At 65.9% G+C, this 20,512-nt stretch carries 17 protein-coding genes; 10 read left to right on the top strand and 7 right to left on the bottom strand.

Going from position 1 to position 20,512, the window contains the following annotated elements:
* Positions 1-4: 4 nt before the first annotated feature.
* The gene (locus tag AAFF19_RS00690) at positions 5-1,063 is read right to left on the bottom strand and encodes an SPFH domain-containing protein (protein WP_008902997.1); all 1,059 of its coding nucleotides are present in this window, start codon (positions 1,061-1,063) and stop codon (positions 5-7) included.
* 268 nt (positions 1,064-1,331) lie between these two features.
* Between AAFF19_RS00690 and AAFF19_RS00685 the strand changes: the two genes are divergently transcribed.
* The gene (locus tag AAFF19_RS00685) at positions 1,332-1,577 is read left to right on the top strand and encodes a DUF2061 domain-containing protein (protein WP_008902998.1); all 246 of its coding nucleotides are present in this window, start codon (positions 1,332-1,334) and stop codon (positions 1,575-1,577) included.
* A 200-nt stretch (positions 1,578-1,777) separates the two neighbouring features.
* Here the strand turns inward: AAFF19_RS00685 and AAFF19_RS00680 are convergent, their stop codons facing one another.
* Both AAFF19_RS00680 and AAFF19_RS00675 read right to left on the bottom strand, forming a co-directional pair.
* Positions 1,778-2,083: a flagellar basal body protein gene (locus tag AAFF19_RS00680; RefSeq protein ID WP_008902999.1), complete on the bottom strand. Its 306-nt coding sequence runs from the start codon at positions 2,081-2,083 to the stop codon at positions 1,778-1,780.
* 68 nt (positions 2,084-2,151) lie between these two features.
* Entirely contained in the window at positions 2,152-3,102 is a 951-nt protein-coding gene (locus AAFF19_RS00675; protein WP_342721062.1) for a LysR family transcriptional regulator, read from the bottom strand.
* A 129-nt stretch (positions 3,103-3,231) separates the two neighbouring features.
* Here AAFF19_RS00675 and AAFF19_RS00670 point away from each other — a divergent pair, with 129 nt between their 5' ends.
* The 6 genes from AAFF19_RS00670 (at position 3,232) to AAFF19_RS00645 (ending at position 10,662) form a co-directional block, all read left to right on the top strand.
* Complete coding sequence (locus tag AAFF19_RS00670) at positions 3,232-4,593, top strand: aspartate aminotransferase family protein (RefSeq protein ID WP_342721061.1); 1,362 nt, start codon at positions 3,232-3,234, stop codon at positions 4,591-4,593.
* Between the two features lie 29 nt (positions 4,594-4,622).
* Entirely contained in the window at positions 4,623-5,252 is a 630-nt protein-coding gene (locus AAFF19_RS00665) for a DJ-1/PfpI family protein (protein WP_342721060.1), read from the top strand.
* A gap of 70 nt (positions 5,253-5,322) precedes the next feature.
* The gene (locus AAFF19_RS00660; RefSeq protein WP_342721059.1) at positions 5,323-6,840 is read left to right on the top strand and encodes a CoA-acylating methylmalonate-semialdehyde dehydrogenase; all 1,518 of its coding nucleotides are present in this window, start codon (positions 5,323-5,325) and stop codon (positions 6,838-6,840) included.
* 285 nt (positions 6,841-7,125) lie between these two features.
* Positions 7,126-9,447 (top strand): NADP-dependent malic enzyme, encoded by a 2,322-nt coding sequence (locus AAFF19_RS00655; RefSeq protein ID WP_342721058.1) that lies wholly within the window; start codon positions 7,126-7,128, stop codon positions 9,445-9,447.
* A gap of 242 nt (positions 9,448-9,689) precedes the next feature.
* Positions 9,690-10,097: a ribonuclease gene (locus AAFF19_RS00650; protein ID WP_008903004.1), complete on the top strand. Its 408-nt coding sequence runs from the start codon at positions 9,690-9,692 to the stop codon at positions 10,095-10,097.
* Between the two features lie 139 nt (positions 10,098-10,236).
* Positions 10,237-10,662 (top strand): barstar family protein, encoded by a 426-nt coding sequence (locus AAFF19_RS00645; RefSeq protein ID WP_008903005.1) that lies wholly within the window; start codon positions 10,237-10,239, stop codon positions 10,660-10,662.
* A gap of 375 nt (positions 10,663-11,037) precedes the next feature.
* On the opposite strand, the gene rsmA is transcribed toward AAFF19_RS00645, so the two are convergent.
* From rsmA to AAFF19_RS00630, 3 genes are read right to left on the bottom strand one after another with little or no spacing between them, the layout of a single operon-like run.
* A complete protein-coding gene (gene rsmA / locus AAFF19_RS00640; protein WP_182120013.1) occupies positions 11,038-11,817 on the bottom strand; it encodes a 16S rRNA (adenine(1518)-N(6)/adenine(1519)-N(6))-dimethyltransferase RsmA in 780 nt (259 codons plus the stop codon).
* Entirely contained in the window at positions 11,814-13,226 is a 1,413-nt protein-coding gene (locus AAFF19_RS00635; protein WP_342721057.1) for a peptidylprolyl isomerase, read from the bottom strand. Before AAFF19_RS00635 ends, rsmA begins: the two co-directional genes overlap by 4 nt.
* Positions 13,227-13,244: 18 nt before the next feature.
* Complete coding sequence (locus AAFF19_RS00630; protein ID WP_342721806.1) at positions 13,245-15,614, bottom strand: LPS-assembly protein LptD; 2,370 nt, start codon at positions 15,612-15,614, stop codon at positions 13,245-13,247.
* Positions 15,615-15,759: 145 nt separating this feature from the next.
* Between AAFF19_RS00630 and AAFF19_RS00625 the strand changes: the two genes are divergently transcribed.
* From AAFF19_RS00625 to AAFF19_RS00615, 3 genes are all read left to right on the top strand, one after another.
* The gene (locus tag AAFF19_RS00625) at positions 15,760-16,902 is read left to right on the top strand and encodes a phosphotransferase (RefSeq protein WP_342721056.1); all 1,143 of its coding nucleotides are present in this window, start codon (positions 15,760-15,762) and stop codon (positions 16,900-16,902) included.
* Between the two features lie 86 nt (positions 16,903-16,988).
* Complete coding sequence (locus AAFF19_RS00620; RefSeq protein ID WP_342721055.1) at positions 16,989-17,726, top strand: 16S rRNA (uracil(1498)-N(3))-methyltransferase; 738 nt, start codon at positions 16,989-16,991, stop codon at positions 17,724-17,726.
* A gap of 139 nt (positions 17,727-17,865) precedes the next feature.
* A complete protein-coding gene (locus AAFF19_RS00615) occupies positions 17,866-19,020 on the top strand; it encodes a diguanylate cyclase (RefSeq protein ID WP_342721054.1) in 1,155 nt (384 codons plus the stop codon).
* Between the two features lie 53 nt (positions 19,021-19,073).
* On the opposite strand, the gene AAFF19_RS00610 is transcribed toward AAFF19_RS00615, so the two are convergent.
* Positions 19,074-20,372, bottom strand: a complete 1,299-nt coding sequence (locus tag AAFF19_RS00610; protein ID WP_008903012.1) for an acyl-CoA dehydrogenase family protein — start codon at positions 20,370-20,372, stop codon at positions 19,074-19,076.
* Positions 20,373-20,512: the final 140 nt, after the last annotated feature.

Below are 20,512 nucleotides of genomic sequence, written 5' to 3'. Positions count from 1 at the left end.
GGGTTCAGACCAGCTTCTTGAGCAGTTCGGCCTTCTTGGCGTCGAACTCTTCCTGGGTCAGGATGCCCTTGGACTTGAGCTCGCCCAGCTTCTCCAGCGTGGCCATCACGTCCTCGGGCTTCACGCCCACCGGGGCCGCCGCGGCCTGGGCGGCCGCTGCCGCTGCGGGTGCCACGGGGGTCTGCAGGCCTTGTGCCAGGTTCTGCGCCAGCACCTGGCCCAGTGCCACCCCGGCGCCCAGGCCCATGGCGTCACCCGCAATACCGCTGCCGCCACCGCCCGCGCCGCCTTCGGCAAACTTGGGAATGGCCTGCGCCGTCTGGTATTGCATGAACTTGGCCATGTCGTTGCCGACCATGCCCATGCCGATCTTCTGGTCGAGGATCTTCTGCAGTTCTTCGGGCAGCGAGACGTTCTGCACCGTCAGGCTCTCGATGACCAGGCCAATCTTGGCAAAGTGCGGGGTGAGTTCCTTGGCAAGCGCCTCGGCAAACATCACCTGGTTGGCGGCCAGGTCGAGAAACGGCAGGCCGCTGCCCGCAATGGCGTTGCTGATGTTCTGCAGCACCATGCCGCGCAGCTGGCCTTCCAGGTCGGCCACGGGGTAGCTGTCGCGCGTGCCCGAGATTTCGGTGTGGAACAGCTTGGGGTCGGCGATGCGGTAGGCGTAGTTGCCAAACGCACGCAGGCGCACCGCGCCAAAGTCCTTGTCGCGGATGGTGATGGGCTGGGGCGTGCCCCATTTCTGGTCGATCTGCTGGCGCGTGCTGAAGAAGTACACGTCGCTCTTGAAGGGCGACTGGAACAGCTTGTCCCAGTTCTTCAGGTAGGTCAGCACCGGCAGGGTCTGCGTGGTCAGCTTGTAGGTGCCGGGGCCGAACACGTCGGCCACCTGGCCTTCGTTGACGAACACCGCCATCTGCGACTCGCGCACCACCAGCGTGCCGCCGTTCTGGATTTCCATCCCCGCCATCGGATAGCGCCAGGCCAGGGTGCCATCGCCGTCCTCGGTCCACTCCAGGATGTCGATGAACTGTTTCTTGATGAAGTCCATGAGGGCCATGCGGTGCTCCCGTTGGTAGTAAGGGGTTGGGCAAAAGAGCGGCCATCATAGCAACGAGGGCATGGCGCACCCCGGCAAAATTTGGGCGCATTGTGTGAACTGTTTCACGCATGCGGCACGGCGTATCTGCATGGGCGGCTGCGGCGCCTTTTGATAGCTGCTATCTGCGGATTAGTGAGTATCAATTGGCTATTTCTATTGAGAATCACTATCATTTCAACAGCCCTTCCCGCCACGGCAGGGAGGTTGAGAAGAAAAGGAATACGCCATGTCCCACATCCGCCGCGCCGCCCGCCAGAACAAAACGATGCTGATGAAAACCGGCAGCTACTACATCATCCACATCTGTGTGGCGGCACTGGTCGCTTATGCCGTCACCGGCAACCTGTGGGCTTCGCTCACGCTCAGCCTGCTCGAACCCACGGTGCAGGCCGTGGCCTTCTTCTTCCATGAAAAAGCCTGGGACCGCGCAGCGCGCCGTGCCTCCGGCCGCAATGCCCCGCAGGCGGCGTGAATCTTTTGTCGTCAAGGAGAACACCATGGTCACGATTCCACTGCACAGCCGCACGGCGACGGGGCTGGCCTTTCAGCGCTGGCTGGTCCGGCGCCTGGCAGGGCTTGCGCCGACTGCCTGACGCACTGCCCCTGCCGCAAAAACAGCAATGCCCCGCATGCGGGGCATTGACTCGTTGGTTGGCTCCGGGGCGGGCCGAATCAGACTTTGATGTTCAGCAGCGAGCCCATCATGTCGTCCTGCGTCTTGATGGTCTGCAGGTTGGCCTTGAAGGCGTAGGTGGCCGACATCTGCTCCACCGCTTCTTTCTCCAGCGCCACCGCTTCGGCCTCTTGCTGGCGCTGCACCGTGGCACGCACGCCCGCGCTGTCGGCAGCCGCTTCCTGCTGCACTACCTGGCGGCGGTAGCTGGGCGTGTTCATGTTGGCCACGTTGTTGGCCGAGGCATCCAGCCGCAACTGAGCGGCCTGCAGGCCAGAGCTGCCAATCGAAGAGATGTTTGCCATGTGTGCCCCACAAAAAATGCGCCGAAAGAGCTGGCATTGTCTGCCTGCGCTGCGGCGCGGGCAAGCCATCAACCATGCGCCTGCAGCAGGCATTGCGCAAACGCCTGCGCCGCCCGCGGTGGCTGCGGCGACTTGCGCAGCACGCTCACAAACTGGCAGCGGTAGTGAAACTGTGCGGGCAGCACCGCCTGCATGAGCCCCTGGCGCTCGAAGCTTTCGGCGTAGTGGTCGGGTAAAAAGCCCAGGTAGCGGCCTGACAGGATCAGCGTGGCAATCGACTCTTGGTCGAAGCCCGTGGCCTTGCGCGGCAGGCGGGTGCTGTGGCTCAGCTCCATGTTGGGCGAGTGGTAGCCCAGGCCCGCAAACTGGTAGGCGCGCAGAGACTCCCAGGTCAGCGCAGCATGGTCCTGGCCGAAGAGCGGGTGGCGCGCGCCGCAGTACAGCAGCATGGTTTCGGCGAACAGATCGGCATAGACCAGGCTTTGCGACGTGCGGTGCGCCGGGATGATGCCCACATGGAAACTGCCGTCGATGAGCCCGCGCTCGATGGCCGGGATGGACGCCACATGCATCTGCAGGCTGACCTCGGGCGCCTGGCTGGCAAAGAGCGCAATCGCATCGCCAATGTGCGCGGCCGGGTTGCTGGCCGTCTTGTCGAACACCGCCACGTCGAGGCGCCCGCCCATGCGGCGGTGGATGTCGTCGATGCTGCTGCGAAACGCATCCACGGCCGACAGCAGGCGCAGGGTTTCGTCATACACCCGCTGGCCCTCGGCCGTGAGCGCGAAGCCCGCGCGGCCCCGGCGGCACAGGGTGAGGCCCAGGCGGGTTTCCAGGTCTTTCATGTGGCGGCTGACGGTGCTGGTGCCGATGTTCAGCTCCAGCTCGGCGGCCGACATGCCGCCGCACTCGACCACGCTCTTGAACACCTGCAGCAGACGCAGGTCCATGTCGCTGAGCTGGCCCAGTACGGCGCGGTGTTTGGGGGAAGGGTGGGGTGCAGGTGTTTTTACTTGCATAAACCGTCAAGTAAACATTGATATTGGAGTATTGGAGAGATTAACAGGCAGCGCAACAATGGCCCACGTCCTGCCTCCATCCTTGGGGGCTGCCCGCCTTGTGTCGCCGTCTTTGCACTGGAGAACCCCATGAGCTTCGTCAACATCGAAAAACCCGCCGCTGGCGCCGAAGGCCCCCGCATGGACGCCGAATGGCTGGACGCGCACTGGATGCCCTACACGGCCAACCGCCAGTTCAAGGCCAACCCGCGCATGATCGTGGAGGGCAGCGGCGCCTACTACACCGATGCGGACGGGCGCAAGATTTTTGATGGCCTCTCGGGCCTGTGGTGCGCGGGCCTGGGCCATGGGCGCCGCGAGATCGCCGAGGCCATCGGCAAGCAAGCGATGAAGCTGGACTACGCGCCCGCCTTCCAGTTCGGCCACCCCCTGTCGTTCGAGCTGGCCAACCGAATCAAGGAACTGACGCCTGCGGGCCTGGACTATGTGTTCTTCACCGGTTCGGGCTCCGAGTCGGCCGACACATCCCTCAAGATGGCGCGCGCTTACTGGCGCGCCAAGGGCCAGGGCACCAAGACGCGCCTGATTGGCCGCGAAAAGGGCTACCACGGCGTGAACTTTGGCGGTATCTCGGTGGGCGGCATCGTGGCCAACCGCAAGCTGTTTGGCCAAGGTGTGGAGGCCGACCACCTGCCCCACACCCAGCCGCCCGCAGGCTCGTTCCACAAAGGCATGCCTCCCACCGGCAAAGAGCTGGCCGACCGCCTGCTGGACGTGATTGCGCTGCACGATGCCAGCAACATCGCCGCGGTGATCGTCGAGCCCTTCTCGGGCTCGGCCGGTGTGGTGATCCCGCCCGTGGGCTACCTGCAGCGCCTGCGCGAGATCTGCACACAAAACAACATCCTGCTGATTTTTGACGAGGTGATCAGCGGTTTTGGCCGCAGCGGCGCCTGGACGGGTGCCGAGGCCTTTGGCGTGACGCCCGACATCCTGAACTTTGCCAAGCAGGTCACCAACGGCGCGCAGCCGCTGGGCGGCGTGGTGGCCACCAAGGAGATCTACGACACCTTCATGGCGGCGGGCGGCCCCGAGTACATGCTGGAATTCCCGCACGGCTACACCTACTCGGCCCACCCCGTGGCCTGCGCGGCGGGCATTGCGGCGCTCGACATCCTGCAAAAGGAAGACATGATCGGCCGCGTGAAGGCGCTGGCGCCGTACTTTGAGCAGGCTGTGCACAGCCTGAAGGGCGCCAAGCATGTGCTGGACATCCGCAACTTTGGCCTGGCTGCGGGCTTCACCATTGCACCGGTGCCAGGCGAACCCGCCAAGCGCCCGTACGAGATCGCGATGAACTGCTGGAAGAAGGGCTTTTACGTGCGCTACGGCGGCGACACCATCCAGCTGGCGCCACCGTTCATCAGCGAACGTGCCGAGATCGACCGCTTGGTCAACGCCCTGGGCGATGCCCTGGCCGAAACGGCCTGAGCCTCCGCCCCACAAGCCCCTTGCCCGCCATGCACATCGCCATCCTGACCTTCGATGCCTTCAACGACCTCGACTCCCTGGTGGCCTTTGGCATGCTCAACCGCATCGCCCTGTTGGGGGACCTGGATTGGCAGGTGCGCATCGCCAGTCCCGCGCGCCGCGTCACGTCCATGAACGGCCTGACCATCGATGCCCATGAAGACCTGAGTCAGCTGGCCCAGGCCGATGCGGTGCTGGTGGGCAGCGGCATGAAGACGCGCGAGGTGGCCAACGATGCGGCCATCATGGAGCAGCTGCGCGTGCTCAACCCAGAGCGCCAGCTGCTGGCCGCGCAGTGCTCGGGCACCTATCTGCTGGGCCGCCTGGGCCTGCTCGGCGGCGTGCCTGCCTGCACGGACCTGACCAGCAAACCCTGGGTGGTTCAGGCGGGCGTGGCCGTGGTGCCGAGGCCCTTCGCCGCCAGCAGCAACGTGGCCACGGCGGGCGGCTGCCTGGCCTCGCAATACCTGGTCGCCTGGCTCATCGCCCGCCTCAAGGGGCTGGATGCCGCGCGCGAGGTGCTGCATTACTTTGCCCCGGTGGGCGAAAAGCAGGAGTACGTCGAACGGGCCCTGGGCCATGTGCTCCCCACACTGCAAGTGCAGGCCGAGAGTGCTTAGTTACTCATTTTTTCATAGCCTGTGGCGCTTGATGGATAAGCGCTAGAGGCACTTTTTGCTTGAAATCACCATGAACCACGACAAGAACGTCACCTCCACCATCGGCCACCTGATTGACGGCAAGATCGTTGCGGACACGGCGCGCACGCAGCCGGTGTTCAACCCCGCCACGGGCCAGTCGACCACCAGCGTGGCGCTGGCCAGCAAGGCTACTGTGGAGGCCGCCATTGCTTCGGCCGAAGCCGCCTTCCCGGCCTGGCGCAACACGCCGCCCCTGAAGCGCGCCCGCGTGATGAGCAAGCTGAAAGTCCTGCTCGAAGAAAACGCCGACAAGATCGCCGCCCTGATCACCGCCGAACACGGCAAGGTGCTGGCCGATGCGCACGGCGAGCTGCAGCGCGGCATCGAGAACGTGGAATACGCCAGCTACGCGCCCGAGCTGCTCAAGGGCGAGCACAGCCGCAATGTCGGCCCGTCGATTGACTCGTGGAGCGAGTTCCAGGCGCTGGGCGTCACCGCCGGCATCACGCCCTTCAACTTCCCGGCCATGGTGCCGCTGTGGATGTGGCCCATGGCCCTGGCGTGTGGCAACACCTTTGTGCTCAAGCCTTCGGAGCGCGACCCGTCCTCCACGCTGTTCATCGCCCAGCTCGCGCTGGAGGCGGGCCTGCCGCCCGGCGTGCTGAACGTCGTCAACGGCGACAAGCTGGCCGTGGACACTCTGCTGCAAGACCCACGCGTCAAGGCCGTGAGCTTTGTGGGCTCCACGCCGATTGCCGAATACATCTACAGCGAAGGCTGCAAACACGGCAAGCGCGTGCAGGCCCTGGGCGGCGCCAAGAACCACGCCGTGCTCATGCCCGACGCCGACGTGGACAACGCCGTGAGCGCCTTGATGGGCGCGGCCTACGGATCGTGCGGCGAGCGCTGCATGGCCATTCCGCTTCTGGTGGCCGTGGGCGACGCGGTGGGTGACGCCGTGATCGCGGGCCTCAAGACCGAAATAGCCAAGATGAAGGTCGGCCCCGGCACCGACAACAGCAACGACATGGGCCCGCTGGTCACGAAGCCGCACTTCGAGAAGGTGAAGGGCTATGTGGACCAGGGCGTGGCTGAAGGCGCCACGCTGGTGGTGGATGGCCGTGGCGTGAAGGTGGCAGGCCATGAGGAAGGCTACTTTTTGGGCGCCTGCCTGTTCGACAACGTGAAGCCCGGCATGAAGATCTACCAGGAAGAAATCTTCGGCCCCGTGCTCGGCGTGGTGCGCGTGAAGACGCTGCAGGAAGCCATGCAGCTCATCAACGACCACGAATACGGCAACGGCACCTGCATCTTCACGCGCGACGGCGAAGCAGCCCGCTACTTCACCGACCACATCCAGGTGGGCATGGTGGGTGTGAACGTGCCCCTGCCCGTGCCTGTGGCCTACCACTCGTTCGGCGGCTGGAAGCGCAGCCTGTTTGGCGACCTGCACGCCTACGGTCCCGACGCCGTGCGCTTCTACACCAAGCGCAAGACCATCACCCAGCGCTGGCCGAGTGCCGGTGTGCGCGAGGGGGCGGTGTTCAGCTTTCCGAGCAGCCGCTGAGACCTGGCCAAGACGTGCGTGGGCTCCGCAGTGCGGGGCCGCCGTTTCGCACCCCTGCAAACGCCCCACAGCCCCAAAGGCTGTGGGGCGTTTGCATTGCGCCGCATCATGGCGGCCGGATTGGTGCACATCAGGTCAACACTGATCCACCCGCGTAAGCAGATTCGCTTACTAGGGTTTTCACGACCCGCGTCCTACAATCGCAGACCCTAGCGAAGCCGTTCTGCCAGCTGCAGCGCCCCTTGGAGACCGGTTTTCGCACCCATCCTGAGTTGGAGACATTGAATGCCCGAGAACACCACGGCCCAGAACAACAACAATAACCCCGACAAGCGCGCCCAGTTGCGCCGTGCCGCTCTCGAATACCACGAATTCCCCAAGCCCGGAAAGATCGCCATTGCGGCCACCAAGCAGATGGTGAACCAGCACGATCTGGCGCTGGCCTATTCACCCGGCGTGGCGGCCCCGTGTGAAGAAATCGTCAAGGACCCCAATGCCGCCTTCAAATACACCAGCCGGGGCAACCTGGTAGGGGTGGTGACCAACGGCACGGCCGTGCTGGGCCTGGGCGACATTGGCCCGCTGGCGGGCAAGCCGGTGATGGAGGGCAAGGCCGTCCTGTTCAAGAAGTTCTCGGGCATCGATGTGTTTGACATCGAGATCAACGAGAAAGACCCCGAAAAGCTGGTCGAGATCATTGCCAGCCTGGAGCCGACCTTTGGCGGCATCAACCTCGAAGACATCAAGGCGCCCGACTGCTTCTACGTGGAGCGCAAGCTGCGCGAGCGCATGAAGATCCCGGTTTTCCACGACGATCAGCACGGCACCGCCATTGTGGTGGGCGCGGCCATCCTCAACGGGCTCAAGGTGGCGGGCAAGGATCCTTGCAAGGTCAAGCTGGTCACCTCCGGTGCCGGGGCCGCCGCACTGGCCTGCCTGGGCCTGCTGGTCAAGCTGGGCATTCCGCGCGAGAACATCTGGGTCACCGACCTGGCCGGCGTGGTGTACGAGGGCCGCACCGAGCTGATGGACGAGGACAAGATCGTCTTTGCCCAGAAGACCGAAGCGCGCACGCTGTCGGAGGTGATCGCTGACGCTGACGTGTTCCTGGGCCTGTCGGCCGGTGGCGTGCTCAAGCAGGACATGGTGCGCAAGATGGCCCCGCGCCCGCTGATCTTTGCACTGGCCAACCCCAACCCCGAGATCCAGCCCGAGGATGTGAAGGCTGTGCGCGACGACGCCATCATGGCCACCGGCCGCACCGACTATCCCAACCAGGTGAACAACGTGCTGTGCTTCCCGTACATCTTCCGGGGTGCGCTGGACAGTGGTGCCACCACCATCACACCCGAGATGGAGATTGCCGCGGTGCACGCCATCGCCGAGCTGGCCCAAGCCGAGCAGAGCGAGGTGGTGGCCGCCGCCTACGTGGGCGAACCGCTGGCGTTCGGGCCCGACTACCTCATCCCCAAGCCGTTTGACCCGCGCCTGATGATGATGATTGCGCCCGCGGTAGCCCAGGCGGCCGCAGACAGTGGCGTGGCGTTGCGTCCCATCCCGGACATGGATGCGTACCGCGACCACCTGCAGACCTTCGTCTATGCCTCGGGCACCACCATGAAGCCCATCTTCACCGCTGCCAAGGCCGCCGTGAAGAAGCGCGTGGCCTATGCCGAGGGCGAGGAAGAGCGCGTGTTGCGTGCCGCGCAGATCGTGGTGGACGAGAAGATTGCCCGCCCAACGCTCATCGGGCGCCCCGCCATCATTGCCCAGCGCATCGAAAAGTTTGGCCTGCGCCTGCAGGAAGGGCGCGACTACGACATCGTCAACGTCGAGCAGGACCACCGCTACCGCAATTTCTGGCAGACCTACCACCGCATGACCGAGCGCAAGGGTGTGACGGTCTCCATTGCCAAGATCGAGATGCGCCGCCGTCTGGCACTCATCGGCGCCATGTTGCTGCACAAGGGCGAGGTGGACGGCCTCATTGTGGGCACGTGGGGCCACACGGCGCTGCACCTCAATTACATCGACCAGGTGATTGGCAAGCGCGCCGGCGTGAACGTTTACGCTGCCATGAATGGCTTGCTGCTGCCTGACCGCCAGGTGTTCCTGGTGGACACGCACGTCAACTACGATCCCACCGCAGAGCAGCTGGCCGAGATCACCGTCATGGCGGCCGAGGAGATGATGCGTTTTGGCATCAAGCCCAAGGCGGCATTGCTGTCGCATTCCAATTTTGGCTCGAGCAACCAGCCCAGCGCGGTCAAGATGCGCCAGACGCTGGAGCTCCTGCGCGTGCAGGCTCCCTGGCTGGAGGTGGATGGCGAAATGCATGGCGATGTGGCCCTGGACGGCAAGGCACGTGCGGTCCTCATGCCGCACAGTGACCTCATTGGCGATGCCAACCTGCTGGTGCTGCCCAACATTGATGCCGCCAACATCTCCTACAACCTGCTCAAGACCGCGGCGGGCGGCAACATCGCCATCGGGCCGGTGCTGCTGGGTGCGGCACAGCCGGTGCACATCCTGACGGCCAGCACCACGGTGCGCCGGATTGTCAACATGACAGCTTTGACGGTGGCGGACGCCAACGCGTCAAGATAAGCCTGTGAACAATAGCAAGCACTAACTTTAAGTGCCTGCTTTTCCCTTCAGCGCCTGCCCAATCTTTGTGCAGGCGCTTGCTTTTTGGGGGCTGTTGAGCGACACTAGCGGCTCGAAATTTCGGGTTAACCCGTAGGTTTCTGGACGCTGGACTTATGCAAACAAGGGCGTATGAAGTGCGTTTTTAGAGGATGAGCGACTGCCCGTCCCCGAATTGCATAAGTCGTGTGAAAGGTTCGTTGATGCTGAAGGCTGTAGCCACCCGGGCGCGCAAAGCAGGGTTTTTGTGTGTTCTGGGTGTTGCGTTCGTGTTGTCCCCGGTTGCGGGGCATGCCCGGAACTCCCCGTCCACCACCGGCTCCATTCCCCCCATTGCATTGGCCGAGTTGCCGCCCCAAGGGCGCGCAACCTACGCGCTGATTCATGAAGGAGGGCCCTTTCCGTATGACAAGGACGGAACGGTTTTTGGCAATCGCGAGCGGCTGTTGCCCGCCCACAAGCGGGGTTACTACCGTGAGTACACCGTCAGAACACCAGGATCGCGCAACCGGGGAGCCCGGCGCATTGTGTGTGGCGGCAAGCCCCGGACGCCGGACGCCTGCTACTACACCAGCGATCACTACGCCAGTTTTCGCGAAATCGTCGAGTGACCCCGTTGCGCTGCACGCAGGCCAGAGATACGCTGGCAGCGGTCAGCGCGCCCCCTTGAATCCCCCACCCGCAGGCTGCATCCCGCAGTCCTGCGAAATGCCAGAAGTTTGTGGACTTTAAAAAGAAAGAGTAGCGGAGATGCAGACGCCACTTCGTAAAGACCAGGAAACGCCACTGCGTGGCGTGCGCACCAACATCGTGCAGTCCATTCGCGCCTTCCGCGTGCAGGACCTGCAGGATGCAGCCACCTCCATGGGTCACCATTTCTTGTACGCCAACCTGGCCCACGCGCAGTCCAAGCAGGATGTGCTGGACCTGATTGCCGGGCAATTCACTTTTCCGTCGCACTTCGGCAAGAACTTCGATGCGCTGTACGACTGCATGACGGACCCTCTGCACAAATCGGGACCGCAGCCCGGTTTCATCGTGGTGCTGGAGCAGATCCCCGCCACGGGCAAGTTCGACAAGGAAGCCCGCGAGCAGCTGCTCGACATCTTCCGCGACGCTGCCGATTACTGGGGCGACCGCAAGATACCGTTCAGGTGTTTCTATTCTTTTCTGTAGCCCGTTCTGCATCCACCAGCCAAGCAGAACGGGCGAATGAGGCTAGCGACATCCACGGTGTACAGGGTATCGACATGGGCGCAGAGCCCGTGGAAAAGATGCCCACCGACAAACTGGTCGATGTGTCGCCCATGGCGCTGCGCATGAGCAGCCCTTTCAATGCGAGTTACTGGCTGAACGCCGCGTAACTCGGACCATCCCCCTGAGGCGCTTTGCGCCTTCCCCCTTCTCTCGGCTTCGCCGGGAAGGGGGACACCGCCAGCGCGGCGGGGCGGCCCTTGCGCGGCGGTCGCAGGCTTGGGGCGCGCTAGTTGCTACGCTTTTTGGTCAAATTAGGCTTCATCGCTTATTCAGTAAGCGCTGATAGCTATTGATTTATGAGCATTCCTGCGCCAGAGCCACAAATTCGGCCACGGGCACTTCTTCGGCGCGGCGCTGGGTGTCGAAGTGGCCGGCAAACTGGCGGGCTTCGAGCCAGCGGCCCAGCGTGTGGCGCAGCAGCTTGCGGCGCTGGCTGAAGGCCACCTGCACCAGTTCTTCCAGCAGTGGCATCGACAACGGTGCTGGTTCGGCATGCGGGACCATGCGCACCACGGCGCTGTCCACGCGCGGGGGCGGGTCAAAGCTCTCGGGCGGCACGAAGAGCACGTTTTCCATCGCGTAGCGCCACTGCAGCATCACCGACAGGCGCCCGTAGTCGCCGGTGGCGGGTTTTGCCACCATGCGGTCGATTACTTCCTTTTGCAGCATGAAGTGCTGGTCTTCGATGACCTGCACATGGTCCAGCAGATGGAACAGGATGGGTGTGGAAATGTTGTAGGGCAGGTTGCCCACCACCCGCAGCCGCAGGGCGGGCTGCGCGGTTTTTTCCCGCATGGCCTGTGCCAGCGCGGTGAAATCGACCTTCAGCACATCGGACTCGATCACGTCGAGCTGGCCATGCAGCCGCAGGCGCAAGGCCAGGTCACGGTCCAGCTCAATGACGGTGAGCCGCCCCAGGCGCTCCACCAGCGGCTGGGTCAGTGCCGCCAGGCCCGGCCCGATCTCGACCATGGGCTGGCCGGGCTGGGGCGCAATGGCCTGCACGATGTCTTCAATGATGCCCTTGTCGGACAGGAAATGCTGCCCGAAGCGCTTGCGGGGAATATGCTTCATTGTGGCGGGTCGCGGTACTCGACATAGGCCCGTCCGCGCAGCTCCTGCGCCCACGTGGCGTAGGCCTCGTCGAGCTTCTTTTCGCGCACGGTGTCGCGCACCATCTCACGCTGTTCGCGCTGGCTCAGCCTGGCCTCGCGCCGCTCCAGCAGCTGGATCAGGTGCACGCCAAAGCGCGACACCACGGGTTCGCTGATCTCGCCGGGCTTGAGCGCGTTCAGGGCCTGCTCGAATTCAGGCACATACCGGCCCGGCGTGGCCCAGCCCAGGTCCCCACCCTCCTTGGAGCTTCCATCCTGCGAATGCTCGCGGGCCAGCGTGGCGAAGTCGGCCTGCCCCATTTGCACGCGGCGGCGGTATTCGGCCAGGCGCTCGGCGGCCGCCGATTCAGACAGTTGCGGGCCGGTGCGCAGCAGGATGTGGCGCGCACGGTTTTGCGCCACCGTGGAGGGTACGCCGGCCGTGACGCGCTCGATCACCTTGAGCACATGGAACCCTGCAGGCGAACGCACGGGCCCAACGATGCTGCCCACGGGCAGGCCCAGCGTGGAGGTCACAAACAGCTCGGGGTACCGGTCGGCCGGGCGCAGGCCCAGCTGGCCGCCCGCACGCTGCCCCTCTGGCGCGTCGGAAAACTCGCGGGCCACCGCCGCAAAGTCTTCGCCTGCGCGCACCTTGTCGGCCGCGCTCTGGGCGCGTGCCTGGCGCTCGGCCACCTGCACGGGGGTGGCGTTCTCCGGCACCAGGACGAGCACATGGCCCAGGTTGATTTCCATCGACGTGACGTCGGTGCCCTTTTGCTGTTCGCGCAGGTACTGGTCGACATCCAGGTCGGTCACTTTCACGCGCGCTTCCACCTCGCGCTCGCGCAGGCGCTGCAGCAGCAACTGGTTGCGCAGGTCCTCGCGAAAGCGTTCCTGGGTGATGCCATCGCGCGCCAGGCGGCGGAGCAGGTCCTCGACCGACAGGTTGTTCTGGCGCGCCACGGCCTGCTCAGTCTGCGAGATCGCAAAGTCATCCACCTTGACGCCCAGCTCGCGCGCCTGCTGCAGCTGCACGCGTTCCACGATGATGCGCTCCAGCACCTCGCGGGCCAGCAACTGGCGCGGTGGCATGGCGCCGCCTTGCTGTGCGAGCTGCGCCTCGGCGCGTGCGAGGCGCGAGCGCACTTCGTTGTTGGTCACCGGCTCGGAGTTGACCACAGCGACGATGTAATCCGCCTGCCGTGGCGCCGAGCTGCTGCTGCCCTGGGTGGGGGCTGGCAGCGTGATGGAGGGCGTGGCCGCCGGACGCGTGGTCAGCCCGGAGGCCGACGGAGCGCCAGAGGGACGCAGGCCCTGGGCCAGGGCACCCTGGGACAGCAGGGAGGCCAGGGTGGCAAGGGCCAGGGCAATGACACGGTGATTCATGGCGTTGAGCGTTTTGCGTTAGTCGTAGTTGCTGAAACGGCTGGGCGTGGTGACCTGCTCACGCAGGTTCTGGTAGCGCGGCACATTTTGCTTGAAGGTTTCCAGCGGGCTTGCGCCCAGGCTCAGGCGCGAGAAGCCCACAAACTCGATCTGGAACAGCAGGCGTGTGTTCGAGGTGGTAACGCTGCTTTGCAGGCGCTCCAGCACGACACGGCCAATCCAGCAGCAGCTGTCGTATTCCAGGCCCACCACGGTGTCCACGAGCTTCCTGTCCTGCAGGCTGTAGTTCAGGCGGCCCACGCTGTACCAGCGCCCGCCACCTTGCCCGCGGCCCGCACCCAGATCCTTGCCCTTGTCGCCCCACAGGTCGTTCAGCGGCCACTGCCAGCCGATGTCGATCTGCTCGCTGGTGCCACGCTGCAGGCGGTAGGCGGCGCTCACGGTGCGGTAGTTGCCCGGGCTGTAGCGCGCGCCGATGGTGGAGCGGATCGAGCGGCGCGTCTTCGGGTTGTACTGCACGGTGGAGTCAAAGCCCCACTGCGGCGTCCAGTTGATGCCGGCACCCAGCAGCAAATCGGACAGGCGCTCGCTCACGGGCCCGCCGCCGGGCAGCGTGACCTTCTGGTCCGAGAACCGCAGCCGCTGCGCCATGCCAAAACGCGCTGCCTCGGCACCGGTGTCCGGGTCCAGCAGGCGGGTGGTCACGCCCAGGGTGAGCAGGTTGTTGTCGGCCAGCCGGTCGTTGCCGCCGAAGGCGTTCTCGGTGTAGATGGTGGCGAAGTTGAAGTCGTTGGCGGCCGTGTCGTACACGGGCAGCATGCTCTGGTCGCGGTAGGGCGTGTAGGTGTAGAAGGCGCGCGGCTCCAGCGTCTGCAAGAAGGCACGGCCAAAGTACGCGGCATCGCGTTCGAACACCAGCCCGCTGTCCAAGCTGAAGGTGGGCAGGGTGCGCTGGGCCGACCGCTGCCCGTTCGACAGTGCCGAATCAAACTGGTACTGCGTGGCGTGCACCTGCAGGCGCGGCGTGATGAAACCCGCAGGCGCCAGAAACGGCCGGCTGACCTGCGCCATCGCATAGCTGCGGTTCGCATTGGGCTGGCCCGTCAGCTCGCGGGCCGCCTGGAATCGCGTGGTGTCCAGTTCCACGCTGGCATCCAGCCCGCCACCGAGCTGCGAAGGCGCATAGCGCCACCGCAGCTGCGGCAGCCGGTCATAGGGCGGCACGATGGGTGAGTTGACGTCCTGCAGGGTCTGCCACTTGAGGGTGCGCACCGAGGCCGTCATGTCATCGCGCCCCCAGTGCAGCGAGGCATCGCCCGGCAGCAGGCGCTGGCGCAGTGGCTCGGCGGCCCGGCCAAAGTCGCGCCAGTAGTTGTCGTCGCTCACGCGGTTGACGTTCAGGTTCAGCCCCAGCGCGCCGATGGCGGTGTCGAAGTGGCCCTGGTGCTGACCCGAGAAGTTCCAGCGCAGGCGGTCGCGCAAGCGGTCAGACGGCATGACGTCGCCGCTGATCTGGCCGGTATAGCTGGGCTCCAGGTAGCGGAACTCGCCGCCCAGGTTGGCGCCGCGCTTGGTCATCACTGCGGCGCGCAGCGTGGCGTCGCGGTTGGGCGCAATGTTCCAGTAATAGGGTTGCAGGTAGGCCAGGCCGTCGCGGCTGTCGAGCGCAATGGTGGGCGGCAGCAGGCCGGACTTGCGCTTTTCCGACAGCGGAAACGTGATGTACGGGACGGGCAGGATCGGCACGCCCTTGAACTCCAGCACGGCGTCTTCGGCCGTGCCCACCTCTTCCACGTTGTCGATGCGGATGGTGGCGGCGCGCAGCACCCAGTCGGGCTGCCAGCTGTCTTCATTGCCGCGTTCGCAGGTGGTGTAGGTGGCGTTGTGCACCACGGCCCGGTTGCGGTCGATGAAATCCACGCGCGTGGCGTCGCCGTGCGCCTGGGTGGCCAGAAACTGGTAGCGCGCGTCGCTGAAAAAGCCCTCGAAAGCGTCCACGCGCAGCTCGAGCGCTGTGCCTTCATACACATTGCCGGCGCGGTTGATGCGCACCTTGCCCTGGGCCCGGGCCAGGTCTTCGGGCACGTTGTAGTCCAGCCGGTCCGCGCGGATCACCGTGTCGCCCCGGCGCAGCTCGGCGTTGCCCTCGATGACGGCGTTCAGGTCGGTCTGGCCTTCGATGCGGTCACCGGTCACGAAGACCGGCAACTGGGGGCGTACGGCCTCGGGAATCTTTTCCTGGAGCAGGGGCGAGCTTTTGAGCGCCACGGGCGCATCCCACGCGCTGGCGGGCGGCACCTGCCCCGCCTGTGCCAGGGCCTGCACCGGCAGCCCACACCAGGCCAGCGCCACGCCCCAGGCCAGAACCTGGGGAACGGGTGGCCGCAGCCGTGCGGGCCGGGGCCGGAGGAAGGAGGTCTGCACGGTGGGGGGGTGGCAGCGTGGCACGTGGGGCGATGGGCAGGGGCAGATCAACGGAGGAACCCGCCCACCCCAGAGGCTGGGGGAGCGGGTTTGTAAAATCAGATTATCCATGAGCCACCCATCCTCCCCCTCTCCCGCCTGCCCGCCCTTGGGCACGGCCGTGGCAACCCCTTCAGCAGCTTCCGTCACCTGGCCCGACCCGGCGCGCCAGGCGGCCTTTGAGGCCTGGCTGGCGCCCCTGGCGGGCCCGCATCAGCTGCTGCCCGCCACGCTGCGCCCGGCCTCGGCGGACGCGAGCTTTCGGCGCTACCTGCGCATCGACAGCGCCACGGGTCCCAGCCGCATCGTGATGGATGCTCCGCCCGACAAGGAGAACTGCAAGCCCTTCGTGCAGGTGCAGGGCCTGATGGCCGCCGCCGGGCTGAACGTGCCGCAGATCCTGGCCTGGGATGAGCCCACCGGCTTCATGCTGCTGACCGACCTGGGCCACCAGACCGTGATCGAGCGGCTGAACCCCGAAAGACCCCAGGACGCCTACGCGTGGTACCAGCAGGCCACCGATGTGCTGCTGCAGTGGCAAAAAGCCTCACAACCCGGCGTGCTGCCCGCCTACGACGAGGCGCTGCTGCGCCGCGAGCTGGCGCTGTTCCCCGACTGGTACCTGGCCAGGCACCGTGCCGTCACCCTGGACGACAAGCAGCAGGCCACGCTGGCCAGCGCCTTTGACGCCATCGTGGCGCACAACCTGGCTGCCCCCAGCGTGTATGTGCACCGCGACTTCATGACCCGGAACCTGATGGCCCCCACCGAACAGGGCGGGCCCCTGGGCGTGCTGGACTTCCAGGACGCCGTCTACGGCCCCATCACTTATGACATCGCCAGCCTGCTGCGCGATGCCTTCATCAGCTGGGAAGAAGAATTCGTCATCGACATCACCGTGCGTTACTGGGAAAAGGCGCGCAAGGCCGGCCTGCTGGGCGCGAGCAGCGCCAGCGGCTGGGGCGATGACTTTGGCGAGTTCTACCGCGCGGTGGAATGGATGGGCCTGCAGCGCCACCTCAAAGTGGCGGGCATCTTTGCGCGGCTCACGCTGCGCGACGGCAAGCCCAAGTACCTGGCCGACGCGCCGCGGTTCATGGCCTACATCCGCGCCACCGCCAACCGCTACCGCCAGCTGGGCCCGCTGCTCAAGATGCTCGATCAGATCGAAGGCACCGAGCCGGTCACCGGCTTTGCCTACGGCCGCATGTAGCCTGGCAAAGGTCCAGCACAGTTTCAAGAAAAATCAGGCTCCAGCGCTTATGTGACAAGCGCTGAAAGCTATCAATAAGCTAGCAAATGCCGCGCTTTCACTGCCCCGCCCCCCTGGCCACCGGTCTCGAACTGGACCTGCCGCCGGGCGCCGCCCGCCACGTGCAGGTGCTGCGCCTGCAGCCGGGCGACGCGCTGATGCTCTTCAACGGCGAGGGCGGCGAATTTGAGGCCACCGTGCTGAAGATGGGCCGCAGCGACGTGCGCGTGTTGGTAGGCACCCACCACGCGGTGGAACGCGAGGCGCCCCGTGCCGTGCATCTGCTGGCGGGCATCACCGCCAACGAGCGCATGGACTGGCTGGTGGAAAAAGCCACCGAACTCGGCGTGGCCAGCATCACCCCGCTGGTGGCCGAGCGCAGCGTGCTCAAGCTCAAGGGCGAGCGGGCCGAGAAAAAAATCGCCCACTGGCAGGCCGTGGCCGTGGCCGCCTGCGAGCAGTGCGGCCGCAACCGCGTGCCGGTGGTGCACAACGCCGTGGACCTGGCAGGCTGGGCGCGCACCCAGGTCCAGGCTCCCGCGCTGGACGTGCAGCGCCTGCTGCTGTCGCTGCGCGCGGGCACGGCGCCGCTGCACACGGCGGCCGCCCTGAGCCCGCCTTCCGGGCCGGTGGTGTTCCTCTCCGGCCCGGAAGGCGGGCTGAGTGGGGCCGAAGAAGACCTGGCGCTGCAGCATGGCTTTGCACCGGTCACGCTGGGCCCGCGGGTGCTGCGTGCCGAGACGGCGCCGCTGGCAGCCCTGGCGGCGCTCACGCTGCAGTCGTAGGCAGCGCGCCGCAGGCGTGGGGCTGTACGCAGGCCACCCCCGCGCCTAGAATGGCGGACTAAAACCGTCGGTTATCGCACCGCCCCACAGTGCCAGCCCCCCGACCCCCATGGCGTCACCGCTTCGACAGGAGCACCCCTTGCGCACACGTTCCAGCTGGCAACGCATCACGGATGTGATCCTCTCCACCGATCCACAGCGGCGTACGCTGGTGGGCATGGCGCTGCTGGCCCTCGTGCTGATGGTCTGCAGCTCGGGGGTCATGCTCATGGTGGCGGCGTACAGCAGCTCCGTGAGTTCGGTGGCGGTCAACTGGTGGGTGGCTTTGTCCGTGGGCGGCCTGGCGGTGATGACCGCGTTCATCCGTTCGGGCGGAACCGCCCGGCTCAACGACCCGTCCCTGACCGTGCCCCAGATGGTCTGGACCATCACCAGCGGCGCCGTGGCCTACGTGATTGCCGGTGATGCGCGCGGGGTGGTGCCCGCCGTGCTGGCCATGATTCTTTTCTTCGGTACGTTCGGCCTGACCGTGGCGGAGGTGATCGGCATCGGCGTGTATGTGCTGCTCGCCTTCATGTGTGCGGTGGCCGCCACGATGCGTTTCAACGCCAGCCCATCGGGCTATCTGGATACCGCCTACGCCCTGATGGTGCTGATCGTGCTGGGCGGCAGCATCACGCTGAACCTGCGCATCCAGCGCATCCGTGCACGGTTGCATGAGAAGCGTGAGGCACTGGCCCAGGCGCTGGCCGTCAACCGCGAGCTGGCCACCCGCGACGAACTCACCGGCCTGGCCAACCGCCGCGCCATGCAGGACCTGATGGACCTGGAGCGCCGCCGCAGCCAGCGCAGCGGGCGGCCCATGGTGCTGGCGCAGCTCGATATCGACCATTTCAAGCGCGTGAACGATAACCACGGCCACGCCACGGGCGACCGCGCGCTGCAGGCCTTTGCGGGCGTGGTGCGCTCCAGTGTGCGCGACACCGATGTGCTGTCGCGCTGGGGGGGCGAAGAGTTCGTGCTGCTGTTGTCCGACACCCGCCTTGCCGATGCGCGCGAGCTGCTCGAGCGTGTGCGCCAGGCCGTGGCGGCCATGGAGATCCCGCACGCCACGGGCGTGCTGCGCATGACGGTGTCCGCAGGACTGGCATTGCACCTGCCCGGTGACACGATCGAGCACACGCTGGAGCGTGCTGACCAGGCGCTGTACACCGCCAAGTCGCTGGGGCGCAACCGGGTGGTGCTGGCGCCCTCGGCACCGCGCGCTGCAGCCGCGCACAGCGCACAGTCCTGACGTCTGCCCGGTTTGCCACACCCGCGCGGGGGCGCGCGCAAGGCCCTCCTGACCTACGCGCTCAGGTGCGGCGGCGCGCGCAACTGCTCGGGCGTGGTGAACCAAGCCGCCGAGCCGCCCAGCTGCGCACGCGCCTGCGCCAGCTCGTGCCGCGCCACGGTGCGCAGGTGCACCTCGTCCGGCCCGTCCATCAGCCGCAGCGCGCGGCCCCATGTCCAGAACGCCGCCAGCGGCGTGTCGGGCGACAGGCCCATGGCGCCAAATATCTGCATGGCACGGTCTACCACACGCTGCTGCAGGCGCGCGGCCACCACCTTGATGGCGGCCACCTGGGCACGCACCTGCCGGGCATCGGCCCCATCGGCTGATTCGCCCTGGTCCAGCAGCCAGGCCGCGTGCAGCACCAAGAGGCGCGCTTGGTCGATCTCGATGCGCGACTCGGCAATCCACTCCTGCACATTGGCCTGCTCGGCCAGCGGCTTGCCAAACGCCGTGCGCTCCAGCGCACGGCCGGTGGCCAGGGTGAGGGCCAGCTCGCACTGTCCGATGGTGCGCATGCAGTGGTGCACGCGCCCCGGCCCCAGGCGCGCCTGCGCCATGGCAAAGCCCGCGCCCCAGTCGCCCAGCAGGTGGTCCGCAGGCACCCGCACGCCCTGCAACAGGATCTCGCAATGCCCCTCGGGCGCATGGTGGTGCAGCACGCTGATGTTGCGCACGATCTGCACGCCCGGCGTGTCCACGGGCACCAGCACCATGCTGTGGCGGCGGTGGCTGTCGGCGCTATCTGCATCGGCGTTGCGGCACAGCACGATGAGCAGCCGGCACTGCGGGTGCGCGGCCCCGGTGATGAACCACTTGCGGCCGTTGAGCACCAGGTCGCCACCATCGCGCCGCACCGTGGTCTGCAGGTTGGTGGGGTCGGACGAGGCCACATCGGGCTCGCTCATCGCAAAGGCCGAGCGTATGCGCCCCTCCAGCAGCGGCGTGAGCCACGCGGCGCGCTGTGCCGGCGTGGCAAAGCGGTGCAGCAGCTCGATGTTGCCGGTGTCGGGCGCATGGCAGTTGAACACCTCGGCCGCCCAGGGCAGGCGGCCCATGGTCTCGGCCAGCGGCGCGTAGTCCAGGTTGGCAAGGCGCGTGCCGGGCTCGTCATCGCGCAGCGTGGGCAAAAACAGGTTCCACAGCCCCTCCTCGCGCGCGAGCGCCTTGAGGTCTTCCAGAAACGGGGGCGGGTAGTCGCCGGCCTGCACTGCGGCATGCCAGGCGGCGTTGTAGGGCAGAAGGTAGCGGTCCATGAACGCCACTAGGCGATCGCGCAGTTGCCGGGCCAGGGGAGAAGGTGCGAAGTCCATGCAGCCATTGTGAAAACACCGCCGACGCACGTCACAACGCAGGCGACAACCGGCTTGATGTACATCACGCAACGGCCGGTGCTGCGGGTTCACACGGCTGCAAAAGCTACGATATTCATAGCTGTTCGCGCATGTCAGAC

The sequence above is a fragment of the Acidovorax sp. FHTAMBA genome (assembly GCF_038958875.1).
Lineage (GTDB): Bacteria > Pseudomonadota > Gammaproteobacteria > Burkholderiales > Burkholderiaceae_C > Acidovorax.
The sequence above is the reverse complement of the archived record's forward strand: the minus strand, read 5'-3'. Positions and strand labels throughout refer to the sequence as shown.